Source organism: Burkholderia sp. PAMC 26561 (assembly GCF_001557535.2).
Classification (GTDB): Bacteria; Pseudomonadota; Gammaproteobacteria; order Burkholderiales; family Burkholderiaceae; genus Caballeronia.
In genome coordinates this window covers 354,412-374,696 of sequence record NZ_CP014306.1, presented here as the reverse complement: position 1 = coordinate 374,696, position 20,285 = coordinate 354,412, and the positions used below count along the sequence as shown (strand labels likewise).

The 20,285-nt window shown below is 61.4% G+C and carries 20 protein-coding genes; 4 read left to right on the top strand and 16 right to left on the bottom strand.

The annotated features are described in order from the left end of the window. The first annotated feature begins 49 nt into the window (after window positions 1–49). The 4 genes from AXG89_RS01820 (at window position 50) to waaA (ending at window position 5,996) form a co-directional block, all read left to right on the top strand. On the top strand, window positions 50–1,465 hold the full coding sequence (locus AXG89_RS01820) for a phosphomannomutase/phosphoglucomutase (RefSeq protein WP_062000070.1): 1,416 nt from the start codon (window positions 50–52) through the stop codon (window positions 1,463–1,465). Window positions 1,466–2,518: 1,053 nt separating this feature from the next. Beyond that, on the top strand, window positions 2,519–3,514 hold the full coding sequence (gene waaC / locus AXG89_RS01810) for a lipopolysaccharide heptosyltransferase I (protein ID WP_062167408.1): 996 nt from the start codon (window positions 2,519–2,521) through the stop codon (window positions 3,512–3,514). Window positions 3,515–3,721: 207 nt separating this feature from the next. Then, window positions 3,722–4,606 (top strand): Kdo hydroxylase family protein, encoded by an 885-nt coding sequence (locus AXG89_RS01805; protein ID WP_062167406.1) that lies wholly within the window; start codon window positions 3,722–3,724, stop codon window positions 4,604–4,606. A 34-nt stretch (window positions 4,607–4,640) separates the two neighbouring features. Next, on the top strand, window positions 4,641–5,996 hold the full coding sequence (waaA, locus tag AXG89_RS01800; protein ID WP_062167404.1) for a lipid IV(A) 3-deoxy-D-manno-octulosonic acid transferase: 1,356 nt from the start codon (window positions 4,641–4,643) through the stop codon (window positions 5,994–5,996). Between the two features lie 30 nt (window positions 5,997–6,026). On the opposite strand, the gene AXG89_RS01795 is transcribed toward waaA, so the two are convergent. The 16 genes from AXG89_RS01795 to urtB all read right to left on the bottom strand — a co-directional run bounded on the left by AXG89_RS01795 (window position 6,027) and on the right by urtB (window position 20,231). After that, window positions 6,027–7,208 carry a glycosyltransferase gene (locus AXG89_RS01795; RefSeq protein WP_062170205.1) on the bottom strand — a complete coding sequence of 394 codons (1,182 nt, stop codon included), beginning with the start codon at window positions 7,206–7,208 and terminating at the stop codon, window positions 6,027–6,029. 212 nt (window positions 7,209–7,420) lie between these two features. Beyond that, window positions 7,421–8,071 carry an urease accessory protein UreG gene (gene ureG / locus AXG89_RS01790; protein WP_062000067.1) on the bottom strand — a complete coding sequence of 217 codons (651 nt, stop codon included), beginning with the start codon at window positions 8,069–8,071 and terminating at the stop codon, window positions 7,421–7,423. Between the two features lie 9 nt (window positions 8,072–8,080). Continuing rightward, entirely contained in the window at window positions 8,081–8,761 is a 681-nt protein-coding gene (locus tag AXG89_RS01785) for an urease accessory protein UreF (protein ID WP_062000948.1), read from the bottom strand. After that, window positions 8,748–9,371, bottom strand: coding sequence for an urease accessory protein UreE (ureE, locus tag AXG89_RS01780; protein WP_062167402.1), 624 nt, complete (start codon window positions 9,369–9,371; stop codon window positions 8,748–8,750). The genes AXG89_RS01785 and ureE overlap by 14 nt, the downstream gene beginning before the upstream one ends. A 7-nt stretch (window positions 9,372–9,378) precedes the next feature. After that, window positions 9,379–11,085, bottom strand: coding sequence for an urease subunit alpha (gene ureC / locus AXG89_RS01775; RefSeq protein WP_062167400.1), 1,707 nt, complete (start codon window positions 11,083–11,085; stop codon window positions 9,379–9,381). A gap of 22 nt (window positions 11,086–11,107) precedes the next feature. Next, a complete protein-coding gene (locus AXG89_RS01770) occupies window positions 11,108–11,413 on the bottom strand; it encodes an urease subunit beta (RefSeq protein WP_062167398.1) in 306 nt (101 codons plus the stop codon). A 19-nt stretch (window positions 11,414–11,432) separates the two neighbouring features. Then, window positions 11,433–11,735 (bottom strand): urease subunit gamma, encoded by a 303-nt coding sequence (ureA, locus tag AXG89_RS01765; protein ID WP_062000063.1) that lies wholly within the window; start codon window positions 11,733–11,735, stop codon window positions 11,433–11,435. Window positions 11,736–11,799: 64 nt separating this feature from the next. Next, window positions 11,800–12,519 (bottom strand): amino acid ABC transporter ATP-binding protein, encoded by a 720-nt coding sequence (locus AXG89_RS01760; RefSeq protein WP_062000062.1) that lies wholly within the window; start codon window positions 12,517–12,519, stop codon window positions 11,800–11,802. Further along, a complete protein-coding gene (locus tag AXG89_RS01755; protein WP_062000061.1) occupies window positions 12,506–13,156 on the bottom strand; it encodes an amino acid ABC transporter permease in 651 nt (216 codons plus the stop codon). The genes AXG89_RS01760 and AXG89_RS01755 overlap by 14 nt, the downstream gene beginning before the upstream one ends. Then, a complete protein-coding gene (locus AXG89_RS01750; protein ID WP_062000060.1) occupies window positions 13,153–13,830 on the bottom strand; it encodes an amino acid ABC transporter permease in 678 nt (225 codons plus the stop codon). Before AXG89_RS01750 ends, AXG89_RS01755 begins: the two co-directional genes overlap by 4 nt. A 51-nt stretch (window positions 13,831–13,881) precedes the next feature. Continuing rightward, the gene (locus AXG89_RS01745; RefSeq protein ID WP_062167396.1) at window positions 13,882–14,697 is read right to left on the bottom strand and encodes a transporter substrate-binding domain-containing protein; all 816 of its coding nucleotides are present in this window, start codon (window positions 14,695–14,697) and stop codon (window positions 13,882–13,884) included. A 202-nt stretch (window positions 14,698–14,899) separates the two neighbouring features. Further along, the gene (locus AXG89_RS01740) at window positions 14,900–15,775 is read right to left on the bottom strand and encodes an urease accessory protein UreD (protein ID WP_062167394.1); all 876 of its coding nucleotides are present in this window, start codon (window positions 15,773–15,775) and stop codon (window positions 14,900–14,902) included. Between the two features lie 43 nt (window positions 15,776–15,818). Next, window positions 15,819–16,511 carry an urea ABC transporter ATP-binding subunit UrtE gene (gene urtE, locus AXG89_RS01735; RefSeq protein WP_062000057.1) on the bottom strand — a complete coding sequence of 231 codons (693 nt, stop codon included), beginning with the start codon at window positions 16,509–16,511 and terminating at the stop codon, window positions 15,819–15,821. Between the two features lie 24 nt (window positions 16,512–16,535). Then, window positions 16,536–17,330 carry an urea ABC transporter ATP-binding protein UrtD gene (gene urtD / locus AXG89_RS01730; protein WP_231941382.1) on the bottom strand — a complete coding sequence of 265 codons (795 nt, stop codon included), beginning with the start codon at window positions 17,328–17,330 and terminating at the stop codon, window positions 16,536–16,538. Window positions 17,331–17,419: 89 nt separating this feature from the next. Further along, window positions 17,420–18,610 (bottom strand): urea ABC transporter permease subunit UrtC, encoded by a 1,191-nt coding sequence (gene urtC, locus AXG89_RS01725; RefSeq protein ID WP_062000056.1) that lies wholly within the window; start codon window positions 18,608–18,610, stop codon window positions 17,420–17,422. Between the two features lies 1 nt (window position 18,611). Further along, the gene (gene urtB, locus AXG89_RS01720) at window positions 18,612–20,231 is read right to left on the bottom strand and encodes an urea ABC transporter permease subunit UrtB (protein ID WP_062167392.1); all 1,620 of its coding nucleotides are present in this window, start codon (window positions 20,229–20,231) and stop codon (window positions 18,612–18,614) included. Between the last annotated feature and the right edge of the window lie 54 nt (window positions 20,232–20,285).

Sequence of the window (20,285 nt, the reverse complement as noted above, 5' to 3'; positions counted from 1 at the left end):
CTTCGGGATGCCCCGGAACCATTTCAATTATTAGTCAGGTAGCCATTCCATGAGCCAGTCACCGCAAGCATCAGTTACCCAGTCCATTTTCAAGGCTTACGACATTCGCGGGATCGTGGGCAAGACAGTCGATGCCGGCGTTGCACGCAACATCGGCCGCGCGTTCGGCAGTGAGATCCGCAAACTTGGCGGCGACTCGGTCGTCGTCGCGCGCGATGGCCGCTTGTCCGGCCCCGAACTCGTCGGCGCATTGGCTGACGGCCTGCGCGAAGCGGGCGTGGATGTGGTCGATGTCGGCATGGTCCCGACGCCCGTCGGTTATTTCGCGGCCAGCGTGCCGCTCGCGCTGCCGTCGGGCGAGCGCAGCGTGGACTCGTGCATCGTCGTGACGGGCAGCCACAATCCGCCGGATTACAACGGCTTCAAGATGGTCCTGCGCGGCGCCGCAATCTACGGCGAGCAGATCCAGGCCCTGTATCAGCGCATCGTGAATGACAATTTCGAAAGCGGTGCAGGCACGTACACCGAATACGATATCCAGCAGGTTTATCTCGACCGGATCGTGAGCGACATCAAGCCGGTCCGTCCGATGAAGATCGTCATCGACGCCGGCAATGGCGTCGCCGGCGAACTTGCACCGCGTTTGTTCAAGGCGCTGGGTTGCGAGATCGTGGAGTTGTTCACGGACATCGATGGCACGTTCCCGAATCACCATCCTGATCCGGCGCATCCGGAGAACTTGCAGGACGTGATCAAGGCGTTGAAGGAAACGGACGCGGAGATTGGTTTTGCATTCGATGGCGACGGCGACCGTCTGGGCGTTGTCACGAAGGACGGGCAGATCATTTATCCGGATCGTCAGTTGATGTTGTTTGCGCAGGAAGTGTTGTCGCGCAACAAGGGTGGGCAGATCATTTATGACGTGAAGTGCACGCGCAACCTGGCGAAGTGGGTGCGCGACCAGGGTGGTGAGCCGGTGATGTGGAAGACGGGACACTCGCTCGTGAAGGCGAAGTTGCGTGAGACGGGTGCGCCGCTGGCGGGTGAGATGAGCGGTCACGTGTTCTTCAAGGATCGCTGGTACGGCTTCGATGACGGCCTTTACACCGGCGCGCGGATGCTGGAAATCCTGTCGCGGGTGGCTGATCCGAGCAAGTTGCTCAATGACTTGCCGAATTCGCTGTCTACGCCTGAGTTGCAATTGAAGTTGAATGAGGGTGAGAACTTCGAGTTGATCGGCAAGATGCAGAAGAACGCAAAGTTCACTGGCGCGGACGATATTGTGACGATCGATGGGTTGCGGGTCGAGTACCCGGATGGGTTTGGACTTGCACGGTCGTCGAATACCACGCCGGTGGTTGTGATGCGGTTCGAGGCGGATAGCGAGGAGGCGCTGAAACGGATTCAGGAAGATTTCCGTCGGGTGATTTTGGCGGAGAAGGCTGACGCTCAATTACCGTTTTGATTTTGCTGGCGCTGGTGGACCGGGGTGGTCTGCTGGCGCTTTTGGTTTGGGGTGGTGTTGGGTTGCTGCTATTTGCGCTACTGCGCGGTTTGTTCTGGCTGTTCTTTTTTGCACTGTTAGCCACTGTCCGTGGCGGGACTTCATTTCTCGAGTTATTCGCTGGCGCTCGGGACAGTGTTCTTTTCGGTCGGGGTTGATGCCGGGTTGCTACTTTTCAGGCTACCGTGCGGTTTGTTCTGGCTGATTTTTTTAGCACTATTAGCCACTGTCCGTGGCGGGACTTCATTTCTTTTTCCAACGGCGAAAAAGAAACGAAGCAAAGAAAACGCCTCTCCACCGATGGCACATAAGTGTCCCGAGCGTGCAGTGACAACTGTTTGGTACTTCACAAGAACGCTCGACGCCGCAATCAAGAACACTTGAAGCCCTCCCCCTCCGTCAACGGCAACCCACACGCTTCGCCACCAGTGTGGGAATCCGCTAATTAGGCCTCCGCGCTGCGCGCGCTGACGCCCAAACGCCCAAACGCAGGGGGTGGCTGTATTGGTGACGAAGTCCTGGGCTAGTTCAAGATGTTGTAGGGCCGCTATGGGCTCAAACCGTTGTTTTACGTGGGCGAGGTTTCCGTATTGACTGCCACAGTTACTGGTGGCGAAGCGTGTGGATATCCGTGTTCGGAGGGGGAGGGGTTCAAGTGTTCGTGGTTATGGCGTCGAGCGTTCTTCTGAAGTACCAAACAGTTGTCAGTGCACGCTCGGGACACTTAAGAATTAGCGGTTGGGAGGCGTTTTCTTTGCTTCGTTTCTTTTTCGCCGTTGGAAAAAGAAATGAAGTCCCGCCACGGATAGTGGCTAATAGTGCTAAAAAAGTAAGCTAGCAACGAACGCGCGAAAACTTAAAAAGCAGCAACTCAGCATCAACCCCGACCGCCACCCGCCACCCGCCACCCGCCACCCCCCACCCCCCACCCCCAAGCCCCCGAAACCCCAAAAACCCACCCCCCACCCGAGCGCCAGCGGTAAACTCCGCCCAATCTCAAATTCCTCATCCAGCGTGCAAAAGATCTTGATCATCCGGGTGTCATCCCTCGGCGATGTCGTCCACAACATGCCGGCCATCGCCGATATCCGCCGCCGCCACCCCGACGCGCAAATCGACTGGCTGGTCGAAGAAAGTTTCACCGGCCTCGTCGAACTGGTCGAAGGCGTGCGCCGCGCTATCCCGTTTTCCCTGCGACGCTGGCGCAAACGCTTCTTCTCCTTCGATAACTGGCGCGAAATTCGCCGCTTCCGGCAAACACTCGCAGCCGAAAACTACGATCTCGTCATCGATTGCCAAGGGCTCATCAAGACCGCCTGGGTCGCGAGCTGGGCGCGCGGCACGCTCGTCGGCCTCGGCAACCGCACCGACGGCGCCGGCTACGAATGGCCCGTGCGTTTCTTTTACAACAAACGCATCCCCATCGAAGCCCGCACGCACGTGGTCGAACGCACCCGCCAACTCGTGGCCGCCGCGCTCGGCGACCCGCCCCCGGAAGCCACGGACAACATTGAGTTCGGACTGAACACCCGGCGCGCAGCGCTGGCCTTGTCGCAAGCAGACCTGAACCTGCCGGTGCCCTACGTGGTATTCGTCCACGCCACGTCCCGCGCCGATAAACAATGGCCCGACACCGCCTGGATCGAACTCGGCCAGTCACTGATCCGCCGCGGAGTATCGATTGTGTTGCCCTGGGGCAGCGACGCCGAACGCGAAACGAGCGAGAAACTCGCCAGGGAGTTCGGTGCGGCGGCCGTCGTGCCGCCAAAATTGTCGCTGCCGGCGGTGGTCGGGCTGATCGATGGCGCCGCAGCCACGGTCGGCGTGGACACCGGACTCGTGCACATCGCGGCGGCGCTCAAGCGGCCGACCATCGAGCTGTACAATTTCTCGACCGCGTGGCGCACAGGCGGCTACTGGTCGCCACGCGTGGTGAATCTCGGCAGCGCCTCCCAGCATCCGACCTTGCAGCAAGTCAAGGCGACGCTCGCAGGGTTCGGGTTGCTGTAAAGCGCGCGTTGAAACGTCGCCGTGATACGTTGCCCCGAAGCGTTTGCCTTGTTGGCATTGAAGGCAGCTCCTTTGAGGCCCATCAAGCTCTGACGTTTCATGCAGCGAGTTTTGCGGCCGGTTTGAGCGAAAATGCGGCTCACTCGTCGAACGGAAGCGCGTTTCCAGCTTGACCGTTCCCTCGCTCATCCAAACAATCGAAGGCTCATGACCGAATCTCAAATCATCGAAGTCGTTTCCGCCGACTGGCAGGGCCAACAGCTCTCCGTGCCGCGCGAAGCGCTGCTGGCCGGTGTCGAACGCGGCAAGGTGCTGTACTTTCCAAACCTGGCGTTTGCGATCGAAGGTGGCGAGCGCGCGCTGCTCGACCCCAAGGTCGCCGATCCACAACGCAAGAACATCAGCCTCGCGCCCAACGGCGGCGCGCTCGTCGGCGTGCTTGGCGACGCCGTCACGCAATCCGCCGTGCGTGCGCTGGTCGCGCGCTATCAGGCGAACGCGCGCTCGCTCGTGGATGGCCTTTTTCCCGAATATCGCGGCAAGCTGCGCGTGGCGCCGACAAGTCTGCGGCTGCACCAGGTGGAAACGCGCGAAACGTCGTGGCGCAAGGACGACAGCCGTCTTCACGTCGATGCCTTCCCGTCGCGGCCCAATCACGGCGAGCGCATCCTGCGCGTGTTCACGAACGTGAATCCGGATGGCGCCCCGCGCGTCTGGCGTGTTGGCGAGCCGTTCGAAGACATGGCAAAGCGCTTTCTGCCATCGATAAAATCGCCGGTTCCCGGCTCCGCGTGGCTCATGAACCTGCTGAAAATCACCAAGACACCTCGCAGCGAATACGATCACCTGATGCTTCATCTGCACGATTCAATGAAAGCGGACCTTGGTTATCAAAAGACATCGCCGCAGCAGGAAATGCCGTTTCCGCCCGGCTGCGTCTGGGTATGTTTCTCCGATCAAACCTCGCACGCCGTAATGGCCGGCCAGTACATGATGGAGCAAACCTTCTTCCTTCCGGTGAACGCGATGGTGCAGCCCGAATGCGCGCCGCTCGGCATCTTGCAGCGCCTGAAGGGAAGGGCGCTGGTTTGAGCGCCGCCCGGCTTCAGTCCTTGACGGAGCGCCGATGCTGAGGCTCGTGTATCGCGCGCTATGGTGGATCGTCGCGCCGCTTGCCGTGCTGCGGCTTTTGATCCGGTCGCGGCGGGAGCGTGGGTATCGCGAGCATATTGGCGAGCGGTTTGGTTTTGGCCCCGCGCGTCGTGGCGATGAACTTTCGCCGCTGATCTGGGTTCACGCGGTATCGGTGGGCGAGACACGCGCGGCGCAACCATTGATCGAAGCGTTGCAGCGCGCGTTTCCCGACGCCCGCATTCTCCTCACGCACATGACGCCGAGCGGTCGCGCGACTGGCGAGCAGTTGTTCGGCGAGCGTGTATCGCGCAGTTATCTTCCCTATGACTCCCCGTCGCTCGTGCGGCGGTTTTTGCGCGCGTGGCGGCCATCGATTGGCATCGTGATGGAGACGGAGGTCTGGCCGACGCTCATCGATGAGTGCAAGCACGCCGGCGTTCCACTGGTGCTGACGAACGCGCGGATGTCGGCGCGTTCGTTCAAGCGCGCGGCGAAATTTGGCAACGCAACGCGCGAAGTGTTCGGCGGTTTCACGCGGGTTCTGGCCCAGACTTCTTCCGACGCCGAACGCCTCGGCGCGCTGGGTGCGCGCAACATCGCGGTGCTCGGCAACCTCAAGTTCGATATGTCCGCACCGCCCGAACTCGCCGCACGCGGCCATGCGTGGCGCGCGGCGATGGGCGGCCGCCCGGTCTGGGTGGCGGCGAGCACGCGCGAAGGCGAGGAGGCGCTGGTCCTGCAGGCGTTCACCGCGCTGCGAAACCACGTGCCCGATGCGTTGCTGATTCTGGTGCCGCGCCATCCCCAACGGTTCGATGAAGTCGCCGCACTGATCAACGGCGCTGCGCTGACCCAGGCCCGGCGCTCGACGTGGGCTGGACGGGCGACCGCCGCCGGATCGGGTATCGATGCCGCGCCGCCTTTGCCTTTGGATGTCAACGTCCTGCTCGGCGATTCAATGGGCGAGCTGGGCGCGTATTACGCGGCGTCGGATGTGGCTTTTATTGGCGGGAGTTTGCTGCCGTTGGGCGGGCAGAACTTGATCGAAGCGTGTGCAGCGGGCGTGCCGGTGTTGATTGGACCGCATACGTTCAACTTCACGCAGGCAACCAACGATGCGATCGCGGAAGGCGCCGCGTTGCGTGTCAGCGACCCGGCAACACTGGCGCGTGGCCTGCGCGATCTTTTCACCGATAAACCCCGCCGCCTGGCAATGAGCGCGGCGGCATCGGCATTCGCGGCGAAGCATCGCGGAGCGACGGCGAGGACGGTGGATGCGTTGGGGGTGTTGTTGCGGGCAAATGCAGAGGAAGCAGGAAACGGCTTTTCAATACACGATCCGGCGTGAAGCACGAGCCGGCGGTTGCTGACGCCGGGGCTAACGCCTTCCCGCCAGCAACCGCTCAAGACACGCCACAAACCGCTCGTTGCTGGCTTCGAGCCCGTAGTCCCGCGCGCGCCCCGACGCCGCGCGCATGAAGCCATCGCGTAGCGTGTCGTCCAGCAGCAAACGCGACATCGCCAGCGCCATCGCGTCTACATCACCGATGGGAACCAGCAAGCCGAACTTGCCATCGTCGAGAATCTCGCGTGGTCCTGTCGGGCAATCGGTGGAAATCACCGGTTTCCCGAGCGCCAGCGCCTCGAGCAGGACCATCGGCATGCCTTCGTAGCGCGAACTCAGCACCAGCGCGCTCGCGCCCGCGACCACCGCGTGCGGATTGTTCCGATACCCCGTGAAGTGCACGCGTTCCCCCACGCCCAGTTCAGCCGCGAGCGCTTCCAGCTCGGCGCGAAAGCCGCCATCGCCTACGATCACGAGGTCTTCCTTCAGCGCGCCTTCATGGGTCGCGGCAAGGCGCGCATACGCACGCAGCAAGGTGCGGTGATCCTTCTGGATCTCATCGAGCCGCGCCACCGAAACAATGTACGGCCCGGGACATGGCGGCGTTTCCCGAGCGGCGGCGTTCTCGCGAATCCGGTCGATATCGATGGCGTTCGGCAGCACGAACACGTTACGCAGATGTCCGTCGAAGAGCGCGGTCGCTTCTTCGGCCATGTGCCGGTTCAGCGCCGCAATGCCGTCGTAGCGGCCGTATTGGGCCAGCATGCGCTTCATTTTCCGGCGCCGGCCGCCGAGCCGGGCATCGAAACTGAAGTGATTCACGCCAAGCCATGCCGTGCCGAAGCGGCCGGCAAGCCGGCGCAAGGACATGTCGAAGTCGATGATGATGTCGTTACGCTGCGCCAACTCGGCCACGCGCGCTTTCACGTACGGACGCACGGCGAGCGTGTTGAACACATCGCGCCCGACGCGGCCAAGCTTGCTGAGCGTATGCGCGTAGCGGCGCTTTTGAAAGGTATTGAGCCAGGGTTTGTCGGTCAGGATCTCGACGGCTACGTCCGGCGGAATCTGTGCGCGAAATCGCTGCTCGAACGCAGGCGATGTGAACATCACCGAGAGCGTCACCGCGTAGCGGGCGCGCTCGAAGATGCGTAACCATTGCATCAGCGAAGTCTCGATGCCCCCGTCGTTGAAATCCGCGACATGAAACAGCACGGAAACGCGGCCCGAAGACTGTTCTGCGGCCTTGGCAGGCGCGGAAGAGGCCACGGAAGCGCGTTCCAGTATCACGGCGGTGTCGGCGGGACTGTCGATCGGAATTCTCCCAGTTGCTGGCTACGGCCATAGGAATAATGAAGGCAATATCCTAACGCACTCGACATACCCGACGCAGTTTCCCCGCGTCCCGGACTTGCCCATGCCGGGGTTCAAACCTTCAACAATCCCTTCTTTTCGATAAAACTCACCACCTGATCGAGCCCGTCGAGCGCTTTCAGGTTGCACATCACGAAAGGACGTTCGCCACGCATCTTTTTGGCATCGGAGGCCATGATGTCGAGATTTGCGCCCACGTAAGGCGCGAGATCGATCTTGTTGATCACCAGAAGGTCGGATTTGGTGATACCCGGGCCGCCTTTACGGGGGATTTTTTCTCCGCCGGCGACATCGATTACATAAATGGTCAGGTCCGACAATTCCGGACTGAACGTGGCCGCGAGATTGTCTCCGCCCGATTCGATAAACACGATATCCGCGTCCGGAAAGCGCTCGATCATCTGGTCGACGGCTTCCAGGTTGATCGATGCGTCTTCACGAATGGCGGTGTGCGGGCAGCCGCCCGTTTCCACGCCCATGATGCGTTCGGCCGGCAACGCGCCCGCCACCGTGAGGAGTCGCTGATCTTCTTTAGTGTAGATGTCGTTCGTGATGGCGACGAGGTCGTATTTTTCGCGCATCGCCTTGCAAAGCATTTCGAGCAGCGTGGTCTTGCCCGAGCCGACCGGGCCGCCCACGCCTACGCGCAACGGCGGCAGTTTTTTGGTGCGGCGTGCCGCGGCGGAATAGACAGGTGCGTTCATGGATTTGAGCTAGGAGCGGAATAAGCGCGAGTATTGCGACTCGTGACGTGCGGAAAGAATGCCGAGTTGCGGCGCAAAGGTGTTGATTTCGTCGGGCGAGGTCGCGAGCGCCCGCTGGACTGCGGTTTCAATGGGATCGCGCAGCGCCACGATGATCCGTTGCCCTGCGATCTGGCCGAGCGGCACGGCTTTCAACGCTGCTGCCGCCTGATTCTCCACCCACGCAAAGGCGTAGGCGGCGAGGGTGGCGTCGGGCGCGGCATCGTGGGCATAAGCGGCGAACGCGAACGCAGTTGGCTGCGAGACCGGCTTGATCGCGTTGAGCGTGGCGAGGCGCGCGGCGTCGCCCCATTCGAGTTGCGTGCACAACTGCGCAAGCGACCAGCCCATTTGCTGCGTCTCGCGGCGCAATTCCGCCGATTCACGGCTGGCGAGGAATTCTTCGTCGGCTTGCGTGAGTGCGGCGGCGTCGTGCGTCAGCCAGCGGTTCATCTGATGCGCGAGGAACGGGAGTTCGCCGCGCGCCAGCACGTTTGTCAGGCCGCTTGCGATCCAGTCGCGGGCGCTGTCGCCATCGTGGATAAAACCATGTTCTATCGCCGATTCCAGACCCTGCGAATAACTGAACGCACCGATAGGCAACGCCGGCGACGCCAGGTGCAGAAGCGCCGTGAGTTCAGCGGTGCGCATGACCGTGGTCGTGCGCTTCATGGCCTTCATGCCCGTGCGAGCATTGCGAATGGTCGCCGTGATCGTGGCCATGGCCATGGTCGTGGTCGTGCCCATGCCCGTGATGTTCGTCGAAGACCTTTTGCGCGAGCGCATAGTCTTCCACGAACGTCTCGTCATGCCCGTGCTTGTGGCCGCCGCCATACGCGCCCGTTTCCGGCTGGAACGGCGTCAGTGCGTGATCCACATGCGCGCCGAGGCGCTTCAACATGTCTTCCAGCACCGGATCGGCTTCCAGTTTCAATTGTCCGGCTGCCACTTCCACCGGCGTGTGGCGATTGCCCAAGTGGTACGCGGCACGCGTCAGCGTGACCGGGTCGTGCGCGTGAACCACCAGCACGTCTTGCGGAGCGGCGATCACGCGAACCAGACCGCCATCGTCGGCAACGAGGATATCGCCGTCGCGCAGCACCGTGCCGCGCGGCAGCACCAGCGCCACTTCCTCACCGTTATCCAGCGTGGCGGCGAGGCGGCTTTTGCAGCGGTCATCGAAGGTGAGGGTGAGCGTCGGCGCGCGCTTGATCAGCGGCGCGGCCAGTTTCGCTTCGATACGTTTGTCGATCGTGCGCATTGAGGTCTCAGAAAAGGAAGTAGCGCTGCGCCATCGGCAGGACGGTTGCCGGCTCGCAGGTGAGCAACTGGCCGTCGGCTACGACCTGGTACGTTTCGGGATCGACGGTGATCGACGGCCTGTACGCATTGTGAATCATGTCGGCCTTCGAGATATTCCGGCAGTTCTTCACCGCGACCACCTGTTTCTTCAGACCGTACTTCTCACCGATGCCGTCATCCAGCGCCATCTGCGAGACGAAGGTCAGTGATGTCTTGCCCAGCGCCCCGCCGCGCGTTGCGAACATCTCGCGATAATGCACCGGCTGCGGCGTCGGGATCGACGCGTTCGGGTCGCCCATCTGCGCGACGGCGATCATGCCGCCCTTCAAGATCATCGCGGGTTTCACGCCGAAGAACGCCGGTTCCCAGAACACGAGATCGGCCCATTTCCCCGCTTCGATGGAACCCACTTCGTGTGCGATGCCATGCGTGATCGCCGGGTTGATGGTGTACTTGGCGACGTAGCGTTTTGCGCGGAAATTATCGTTGCGCGCGTTGTCTTCGGGCAGCGCGCCGCGTTGCGTTTTCATCTTGTGTGCGGTCTGCCACGTGCGCATGACGACTTCGCCGACCCGGCCCATTGCTTGTGAATCCGACGACAGCATGGACAACGCGCCCAGGTCGTGAAGGATGTCCTCGGCGGCGATGGTTTCCCGGCGAATGCGCGATTCGGCGAACGCGATATCTTCCGCAATGGATGGATCAAGGTGATGGCAGACCATCAGCATGTCGAGGTGTTCATCGAGCGTGTTGATGGTGTACGGCCGCGTAGGATTCGTCGAGGAAGGCAGCACGTTTGGCTCGCCGCAGACCTTGATGATGTCCGGCGCATGGCCGCCGCCCGCGCCTTCGGTGTGATACGTGTGGATCGTGCGGCCCTTGAAAGCAGCGACGGTCGTCTCCACGAACCCTGCTTCGTTCAGCGTGTCCGTGTGGATGGCGACTTGCGTATCGGTATCGTCGGCAACGGATAAACAGTTGTCGATGGCCGCGGGTGTCGTGCCCCAGTCCTCGTGCAGCTTCAGTCCAATCGCGCCGGCCTTGATCTGTTCGATGGCAGGCGCGGGCAAGCTCACGTTCCCCTTGCCGAGAAAGCCGAGGTTGACCGGCCAGCCATCGGCGGCTTGCAGCATGCGTTCCAGGTGCCACGGACCTGGCGTGCACGTGGTTGCGTTCGTGCCGGTCGCGGGACCCGTGCCGCCGCCGAGCATGGTCGTCACGCCCGAGGCCAGCGCTTCATCGATTTGTTGCGGGCTGATGAAGTGAATATGCGAGTCGATACCGCCCGCCGTCACGATCATCCCTTCGCCTGCGATCACTTCAGTGGCGGCGCCGATCGCAATCGTCACGCCCGGCTGGATATCCGGATTACCCGCCTTGCCGATGGCAAACACGCGTCCATCCTTGATGCCGATATCCGCCTTCACGATGCCCCAGTAGTCGAGGATCAGCGCGTTCGTCACGACCGTATCAACGACTTCGGCATGCACGCGCTGCGACTGGCCCATGCCGTCGCGAATCACCTTGCCGCCGCCGAATTTCACCTCTTCGCCATAGGTGGTGAAGTCGCGTTCGACTTCGATCAGCAGGTCGGTATCGGCGAGACGCACGCGGTCGCCGGTGGTCGGGCCGAACATCTCCGCGTAGGCGCGGCGTCCGATGCGTAGCGTCATTTCAATAATCCTGAAGTAGAGATCAAAGCGGACCCATCACGAGGCCGTTGAAGCCATACACCTTGCGGTCGCCGGCAAGCGCCACGAGTTCGACCGTGCGTTCCTGGCCCGGCTCGAAGCGCACCGCCGTGCCCGACGCAATGTTCAGCCGGAAGCCGCGCGCCTTGTCGCGTTCGAACGTGAGCGCCGTGTTGACTTCGAAGAAATGAAAGTGCGAGCCGACCTGCACGGGCCGGTCGCCAGTATTCGATACCGTCACGGACACCGTCTCGCGGCCCGCGTTGAGTTCGTGCTCACCATCGTCGATGAGATATTCGCCCGGGATCATGCGCGGCTCCTTCAGGGAATCAGGGGATCGGATGGTGAACGGTCACGAGCTTGGTGCCGTCGGGGAAGGTGGCTTCTATCTGGATGTCGGGGATCATTTCCGCCACGCCGTCCATGACGTCATCGCGCGTGAGCAGGGTGGTGCCGTAGTGCATGACGTCGGCGACCGTGCGGCCGTCGCGCGCCGCTTCCATCAATGCCGCCGAAATAAAGGCGACGGCTTCCGGGTAATTGAGTTTCAACCCGCGTGCACGGCGGCGTTCGGCCAGCAATGCGGCGGTGAAGATCAGCAGCTTGTCTTTTTCGCGGTGAGTTAGCTTCATGGCTTGGACGTGTTTTAGTCAGGACGCGATTTTTGAAGAATCCTAGCATCGCTTCCCTACGATTTCATTGTATGAACTTGCGGAGTTCGACGGTCGTCGGCCGCTCGAAAATCTCTTCCGGCGTGCCGCTTTCCCACACGCGTCCCTGATGCATGAACACGACCTTGTTCGATACCCGCCGTGCAAAACGCATTTCGTGGGTGACCATGATGAGCGTCATGCCATCGGCGGCGAGGCTTTCGACCACGGCCAGCACTTCGCCCACCAGTTCGGGATCGAGCGCTGACGTGATCTCATCGCAGAGAAGAACGGTGGGTTTCATCGCCAGCGCGCGTGCGATTGCCACACGTTGCTGTTGTCCGCCCGATAGTTGTTCGGGATAGGCGTTGAATTTATCGGCGAGGCCCACGCGTTCTAGCACCTGCTCGGCGGTGGCGCGTGCCTTCGCCTTGTGGACTTTCTTGACCACCGTCTGCGCGAGCATCACGTTCTGACCTGCGGTCAGATGCGGAAACAGGTTGTACTGCTGGAACACCATGCCCACTTTCAGGCGCAACGCGCGCAGGTCGGCGTGACGAGCATCGATGTGTTCGCCGTCGATTTCAATCGATCCTTCGTCGATGCTTTCAAGTCCGTTCAAGGTCCGCAGCAAGGTGCTCTTGCCAGAGCCGCTGCGCCCGATGATCGCCACCACCTGTCCCGGTTCCACCGAAAAATCGATGCCCTTCAGGACCTGGTTCGTGCCGAATTGCTTCTTGAGGTTTTGAGTTTCAACGAGCGGCATTCCATTTCCTTTCGAGCGTGCGCGCGTAACGGGTAAGCGGATAACAGATCACGAAGTAGATCACCGCAACGAGACCGTAGACCACGAACGGCCGGAAGGTCGCGTTCGAAATCATCGTGCCCGCCTTGGTGAGTTCGGTGAAGCCGATGATCGAGACGAGCGCCGTGTCCTTCACGGCCTGTACGCCGAAACCGACCGTCGGGCCAATGGCGATGCGCGTGGCTTGCGGAATGATCACGTGACGCAGTTGCTCGAAGTAGTTCATCGCAAGACTCGACGATGCTTCCCATTGACCCTTGGGAACCGCTTCCACGCAGCCGCGCCAGATTTCGGCGAGATACGCGCTCGTGAACAGCGTGAGTCCGACCGTTGCCGCGATCCAGGGTTGAACTTCAACGCCGAGCAACGGCAGGCCGAAGAACACGAGGAACAGTTGCATCAGGAGCGGCGTGCCCTGGAAGATCTCGATGTAGACCTTCACGATAGTCCGCAACACGCGCGAACTCGATACGCGCATCACCAGCAGCACGAAGCCCACGATCCCGCCCGCCACGAACGAGACGATCGAGAGCACGATCGTCCAGCGCGCCGCGAGCAGCAAGTTGGTGAGGATCTGTTCGAAGGTGAATTCGATCATCGCGCGCCTCGCATGTTGCGGGCGAACATGCGCCTGCCGGCTTCGTTGAGCAGGAAGCGCAGGATGATCGCCATCACGAGGTACATCGCGGTGATCAGGAAGTAGGTTTCGAACGCGCGGAAATTGCGCGACTGGATGTAGCTCGCCGCGTACGTCAAATCAGACACCGATATCTGCGATACGACCGCAGAGCCGAGCATCGTGATCACGATCTGGCTGGTCAGCGCCGGAAACACCTTGGCGATGGCTTGCGGCAGGACCACGTGCCGGAAGGTCTCGCCGCGCGTCATCGCAAGCGATGCCGCCGCTTCGAGATGTCCTTTAGGCACGGCCGCGATTCCCGAGCGGATGATCTCGACCGAATACGCGCCGAGGTTCAGCGTCATTGCGAGGACGGCGGCGACGTATTCATCGATGCGGATTCCCAGCGCCGGCAGCCCGAAGAACACAAAGAACAACTGGACGATGAACGGCGTATTTCTGATTGCCTCCACATAGCCGCCCACGAACGAGCGCAGCGCCGGATATTTGCTGCCTTTGCCCGCCGCACCGAGGATGCCGACCGTGAGGCCGAGCACCGTCGATACAGCGGTGAGCCCCAGCGTGACCGCCGCGCCGCTCACGAACATGCCGGCGTACTGCCCGAGGTCGCCGAACTGAAGTTGATATGCCATTGACCGGCGCCTTGTTGTTTTATTTCAGATGATCGAGCGAGATTTCAGACTTCACAGACCGGCCGGCAGCGGCGCCTTGAACCACTTTTGCGACATGGCTTCGAGCGTGCCGTCCTTCTTCGACTGGGCAATGGCGGCATCCACCTTCGCGAGCAGGCGCGGTTCGTTCTTGTTCATGCCGACGAAACATGGCGAGTTCTTGATCACGAATTTCGGTTCCGGACGGCGCGGCGGATTCTTCGCGAGGATCGCCGCCGCCACGATGTTGCCCGCCGCGATCAACTGGACCTGACCCGAGAGAAACGCCTGGATGGTCGCGTTGTTGTCCTCGAAGCGCTTGATATTTGCGGTCGGCGCCATTTGCGTCAGCGCGATTTCTTCGAGCGCGCCACGGGTCGCGCCGACGGTTTTGCCGTTCAGGTCGGCCGGGCCAGTGACCTTGATATCCGCGGGACCGAATACGCCCTGGAAGTACGGCGCGTATGCGGCGGAAAAGTCCATGACCTTCTCGCGATCCGGCGTTTTGCCCAGCGACGAAATCACGAGATCCACTTTGTTCGTCGTCAGGTACGGCACGCGGTTCGCGCTGTTCACGGGAACCAGTTCCAGCTTCACGCCCAGCGATTTGGCGAGGAGCGCTGCCATATCGATGTCATAGCCCTGCGGTTTCATGTCCCCGCCGACCGCGCCGAACGGCGGGTAATCTTCCGGCACCGCGACTTTGAGCGTGCCGGCTTTCGTGATGGAGTCGAGCGCGTCGGCGTGAGCGGTGTTCGAGGTCAGGGCGAGCGCCGGAATGGCGAGAAGGGCGGAGGCGAGCGTGCTGAATGCGAACCGAAGGGCGGTGCGGCGAAGCGTGCTGGTCATTTGTCTGCTTTCCTTGAGGCTGTGTGGCGCGGTGCGTATCGTCTATTGGATGCACTCGTCGGAAAGGTGTTTAAGCGAGAGTCGTGCCACCGGCTTCGCGCCTTGATGGTAAAGGCTGTGCGTCGTACGTGTTTGAGTGATGCACAAATTATGGGCTTTTTTATGCGCTCTCGTGGTGCCAGTTTTCTGCGTACTTACCCGGCTACGTAGTCCAAAGCCGCAACGGTTTTGCATCGATACCATGAATGATCGGACGCAACGTTGACCAGCATTGCGTCATCAAAAGCTGTAGCGGCTCCATGGAATGGCTCGCGGCGCGCACGATCAGAACGCCCGGCGTCACGCACGACACGGCGGCGCGGACGGTGTCGTTGAAGGGGAGATTTGCGGCGATGGATTCCGCCAGCGCGTCGTCGCAAGCGGGGCCGATTGCCCAGAGCGTGCCGTAAGCAGGAAAACCGGCGAGCCCTTGCGGCGCCTTGCGCAGCGGGTCGTCGGCCGTGAGCAGCGTGCGTTCGAACCATCGCAGCCGGCCTGTGTTGTCCTTGATGCGGGCAATCGAGGCGAGCTTTCCCTCGGACCATCGTTCGCCCGCTGCCTGACGGCCCAGCTGCATTGCGTCCCAGCCGATAGCCGTGGCGGTCTCATCCAGCGTCAGCGTGAAATCCAGCGCCACATTCGACGACTCGAACACAATGTTGTTCTGCGGCAGCCAGTCGAGCTTCGCGTTCGCGCCAACATGGATGTTGATGCGCTGCGTGGCGAGCTTGCCGTTCGCCTTGTACCACTTGGTCGCGCCGGGCGTGGTGATGACAGCGTGCGTTTGCGCGGCCAGATCGATATCGATAGCCAGCCGGTCACCGCCCGCCACACCGCCCGGCGTATGCACGATCACCGCGTGGCAGATGGCATCGCCTTCCGGGTACAGCGCGCGCTGCATGCGCAACGGGCCAACATGCCTGCGATGCGTAAGCGCCGTACGCGCCGGCGACTGTTGCGTGAAGCCAAGTTCGAGTTTGCCATGCCATTCATCAGCGTCGGGCAAGGGCAAGAGTGCAGCGATAGGTTCGTGATGCATAAGGCGTCAAAGATCGGGACGAGCCGCCATGTTACGGCGTGCGTCAGACAGCGATCAACTCCCGCACGCCTTGCGCTTCCATATCCGCGCCCGCGCCACCCGCGACAATCTCGCCGCGGCTCATTACCCAATACCGGTCGGCGAGTTCGCGTGCGAAGTCGTAGTACTGCTCGACGAGCAACACGGTCATGCCCATTTCATCGACGAGTTGGCGCAACGTGCGCCCGATATCCTGAATGATCGATGGCTGAATGCCCTCGGTGGGTTCATCGAGAATCAGCAGTTGCGGTTCGCTCATCAGCGCGCGGCCAATCGCAAGCTGTTGCTGCTGACCGCCCGACAAATCCCCGCCGCGCCGATGCTTCATCTCTTTGAGCACGGGAAAAAGCTCGTAGATCCGGTCCGGTACTTTCGATGGCGACTTGCGGCTCGCCGCGCCCACCAGAAGGTTTTCCTCGACCGTCAGCCGCCCGAAGATATCGCGTCCTTGCGGCACATAAGCAAGACCGCTCGATACGCGCTTGTAAGTCGGCATGGATGAAATCTTCGCGCCGCGCCATGAAATCGTGCCGCTTTTCGTGGGGACGACGCCCATCAGGCAGCGCAGCAAAGTAGTCTTGCCCACGCCGTTGCGGCCAAGCAATACGGTGAGTTTTCCATCGGGCACGGTCATCTTCACATCGCGAAGGATGTGGCTGCCGCCGTAGAACTGGTTGAGTGAATCGACTTCGAGCATTTCTGGATTCCCGTGTTGGCCAAATTAGCGGCCGAGGTACGACTCGATCACTTTCTCGTTGCGCTTCACTTCGTCGAGCGTGCCATGCGCGAGGACGCTGCCTTCTGCCATCACCGTCACGCGGCCTGTTTCGCCGGAAAGCGCCGCGACGAATTCCATGTCGTGCTCGACGACCATCATCGAACAGGTGCCGCGCAGCTTGTTGAGCAACTCGGCGAGCTGCATGGTCTCGTGATCCGTCATGCCGGCGGCGGGTTCATCGAGCAGAAGCAGGGCGGGTTGCTGCATCAGCAGCATGCCGATTTCCAGACGCTGCTTCTGGCCGTGCGACAACTCGCCGGCGAAACGCGTGGCGTCGGCTTCGAGATGGATCAATTCCAGCGTTTCTTCAATGCGCGCCTGCGCCTCGCGATCCAGCTTCGACCTGAGTGACGCAAGCCATCCCTTGTCGGTTTTCATCGCGAGTTCGAGGTTTTCCCAGACCGGATGATTCTCGAACACGGTGGGCTTCTGGAACTTGCGCCCAATACCCGTGCGCGCAATCACCGGCTCCGACATGCGCGACAGATCGAACGTCTGCCCGAGGAACACCTTGCCCGAATCCGGACGAGTTTTTCCGGTGACGACGTCCATCATCGTGGTCTTGCCCGCGCCGTTCGGGCCGATCACGCAGCGCAGTTCGCCGACGTCGATAGACAACGTCAGCTTGTTCAGCGCGCGAAAACCATCGAAGCTCACGGTCACGTCTTCGAGATAAAGAATCGTGCCGTGCGATACATCGATCGCGCCCGGATCCAGCACATGGCCCAGGCCCGTGATGCCGTTCTGGTTACGCTCGTTGAGTTCGGGTAAGGGCGGCAGGTCCACGATCAAGGCGTTGTATGCGTTAGGTGAGGTCAATGAGGTGATCAATGTGAATGCCCTCCGGCTTTCTTCTTGCGCATCGCCATGTCGATAAGACCCATGATTCCGCTTGGCAGCAACAAGGGCACGAGCGTGAAGATCAGGCCCAGAAAGAACAGCCAATACTCAGGAAAGTTCGCCGTAAAAAAGCTCTTCGCGCCATTCACCGCAAACGCGCCGATGATCGGTCCAATCAACGTTCCGCGTCCGCCAACGGCCACCCAGATCGCCATCTCGATGGAATTCCCCGGCGACATTTCATTCGGGTTGATGATGCCGACTTGCGGTACATACAACGCGCCCGCGATGCCGCACAGCACCGCCGACACGGTCCAGATGAAGAGCTTGTACGCGAGCGGGCTATAGCCCAGGAACATTAGCCGCGCTTCGCCATCGCGTACACCGGTTACGACGCGTCCGAGCTTCGACGTGACAATCGCCCGCGCCGCGATAAACGCCAGGATCAGCACGCCGAGCGTCATCAGGAACAGCACGGTCCGCGTGCTTGCCGCGGTGATCGGAAACCCCGCAATGCGCTTGAAGTCGGTAAAGCCGTTGTTGCCGCCGAATCCTGTTTCGTTGCGATAGAACAGCAGCATCGCGGCGAAGGTCATGGCTTGCGTGATGATCGAGAGATACACGCCTTTTACGCGCGAGCGGAAGGTGAAGAATCCGAACACCCACGCCAGCACGCCCGGCACCACGATCACGAGCAACAACGCGTACCAGAGGTGCTCGGTGCCTTGCCAGTACCAAGGCAACTTGTGCCAGTCGAGGAACACCATGAAGTCGGGCAGGTCGCTCTGATAATTCCCTTCCCGTCCGATGGAGCGCATCAGGTACATGCCCATGGCGTAGCCGCCGAGCGCGAAGAAGAGCGCGTGCCCGAGACTCAGGATGCCGCAATAACCCCACACGAGATCGAGCGCCAGCGCGCCGATCGCGTAGCACATGAGCTTGCCGACGAGCGTCATCGAATAAGCGCTGAGGTGGAACGCGCTCGACTCGGGAAGTACCAACGCGGCGATGGGCACGCAGATGCCCATTGCAATGATGAATGCGATCAGCGCAACCCAGCCGCTGCGCGGCAAGAGGGCGGCGCGCGGCGGCAGGCCCAAGGCGAAGCCTTCGCGCTTCGCCTGATCGTCGGGTTGTGGCGCGACATCGAGATTCGCGGAGACGTTGGGTGTATTCATCTCAAACCTCGGCGCTTCGGCCCTTCAGTGCAAACATGCCCTGAGGACGCTTCTGGATGAACAACACGATCAGCACGAGCACCGCAATCTTCGCGAGCACCGCGCCCCAGAACGGCTCGATCGTCTTGCTGACAAGCCCGAGCCCGAAGCCGCCGATAACCGTACCCGCCAGTTGTCCGACGCCGCCGAGCACGACCGTCATGAATGAATCGATGATGTAGCTCTGCCCCAGGTCCGGTCCGATATTGCCGATTTGCGACAGCGCGCATCCACCCAATCCGGCAATGCCCGCGCCGAACGCGAACGCATACGAATCGACACGTGCCGTCTTCACGCCGACACACGCTGCCATGCGCCGGTTCTGCGTGACGGCGCGCACGAAGAGGCCGAGGCGCGTCTTGGTCAGCACGACCCAGGCAAGTAGCACGACGACCAGCGAGAAGCCGAGGATGGTGATGCGGTTATAAGGCAGGATCAGGTTCTGCATGACGGACACGCCGCCGCTCATCCACGACGGGTTCGTCACCTGCACGTTCTGCGCGCCGAAGATCGTGCGCGTTGCCTGAATCAGGATCAGGCTGATGCCGAACGTGGTCAGCAGCGTTTCGAGCGGACGTCCGTAGAGATGTTTCAACACCACCCGTTCCAGCACGATACCCACGACCGCGGCCGCGGCAAACGAAACCGGCACGGCAAACAGCGGATACCAGTTGAACGCAGCGGGCGCGTAATGCTGCACGAGATTCTGAACCACATACGTGGCGTACGCGCCGATCATCAGGAACTCGCCGTGCGCCATGTTGATCACGCCGATCAATCCATACGTGATCGCGAGACCCAGCGCGGCCAGCAACAACACGCTTCCCAGCGATAAACCCGCGAAGATCGTGCCGACGACCTGTCCGCGTCGTTGAATGGAATCGAGTTCCTCAATGCCCGCCTGCGCCGCTGCACGCACGCGCGCATCGGGTTCGGCGAAGGTGCCGTCGGCGTTCTTCACCACGATCGGGCGCAGCAATTCGTTCATGTCCAGGTCGTGGCGCGCCGCGACCAGTTGCACGGCTTCGAGGCGTTTGTTGGCGTCGGTATCGTGGAGGGCGGTCGTGGCCCAGAGCGTATCGAGGCGCTTTTTCAGCGCGGGATCGGTCTCTTGCGCGCGGGCTTTATCGACGAGCGGTTTGATCGACGGATCGGCGTTCTTCAGCAATTCATCTATTGCTGCACGGCGCTTTTCGATATCCGGCGACGACAATTGCAACCCCGACAACGCGCCCGCTACCTTCGAGCGCAGCAAGTTGTTCAGCGTGACCGGTTGCGCGTCGGGCGCTTCCACGGTCTTGTTGGTCAGCGGGTCCTTGTTGCCGTCGTCGGTCTGGATCAGGACACGGCCGGCGTCGGTGGCGACCAGGGAGCTGTCGGCGAGCGCGTTCAGAACCGCGACCGAGGGCGCGTCGGCGTTGGCGATCAGTTTGTCGATGGCGGCGGACTTGGCATCGAAGTCGTCGGCCGCGAGGGGTGCGAGGTCATCGGCGGAGAGCGCGGCGAACGCGGCGAGGGGCATGCAGGCAATCAGGATTGCGCAGAGGCCACGGCGAGCGAAGCGAAGAATCGAATCAGTCATGAATGGCCTGTCAGGTAGAACGTACGAACCGCCGCTCTTGTATTTATGCTTCGA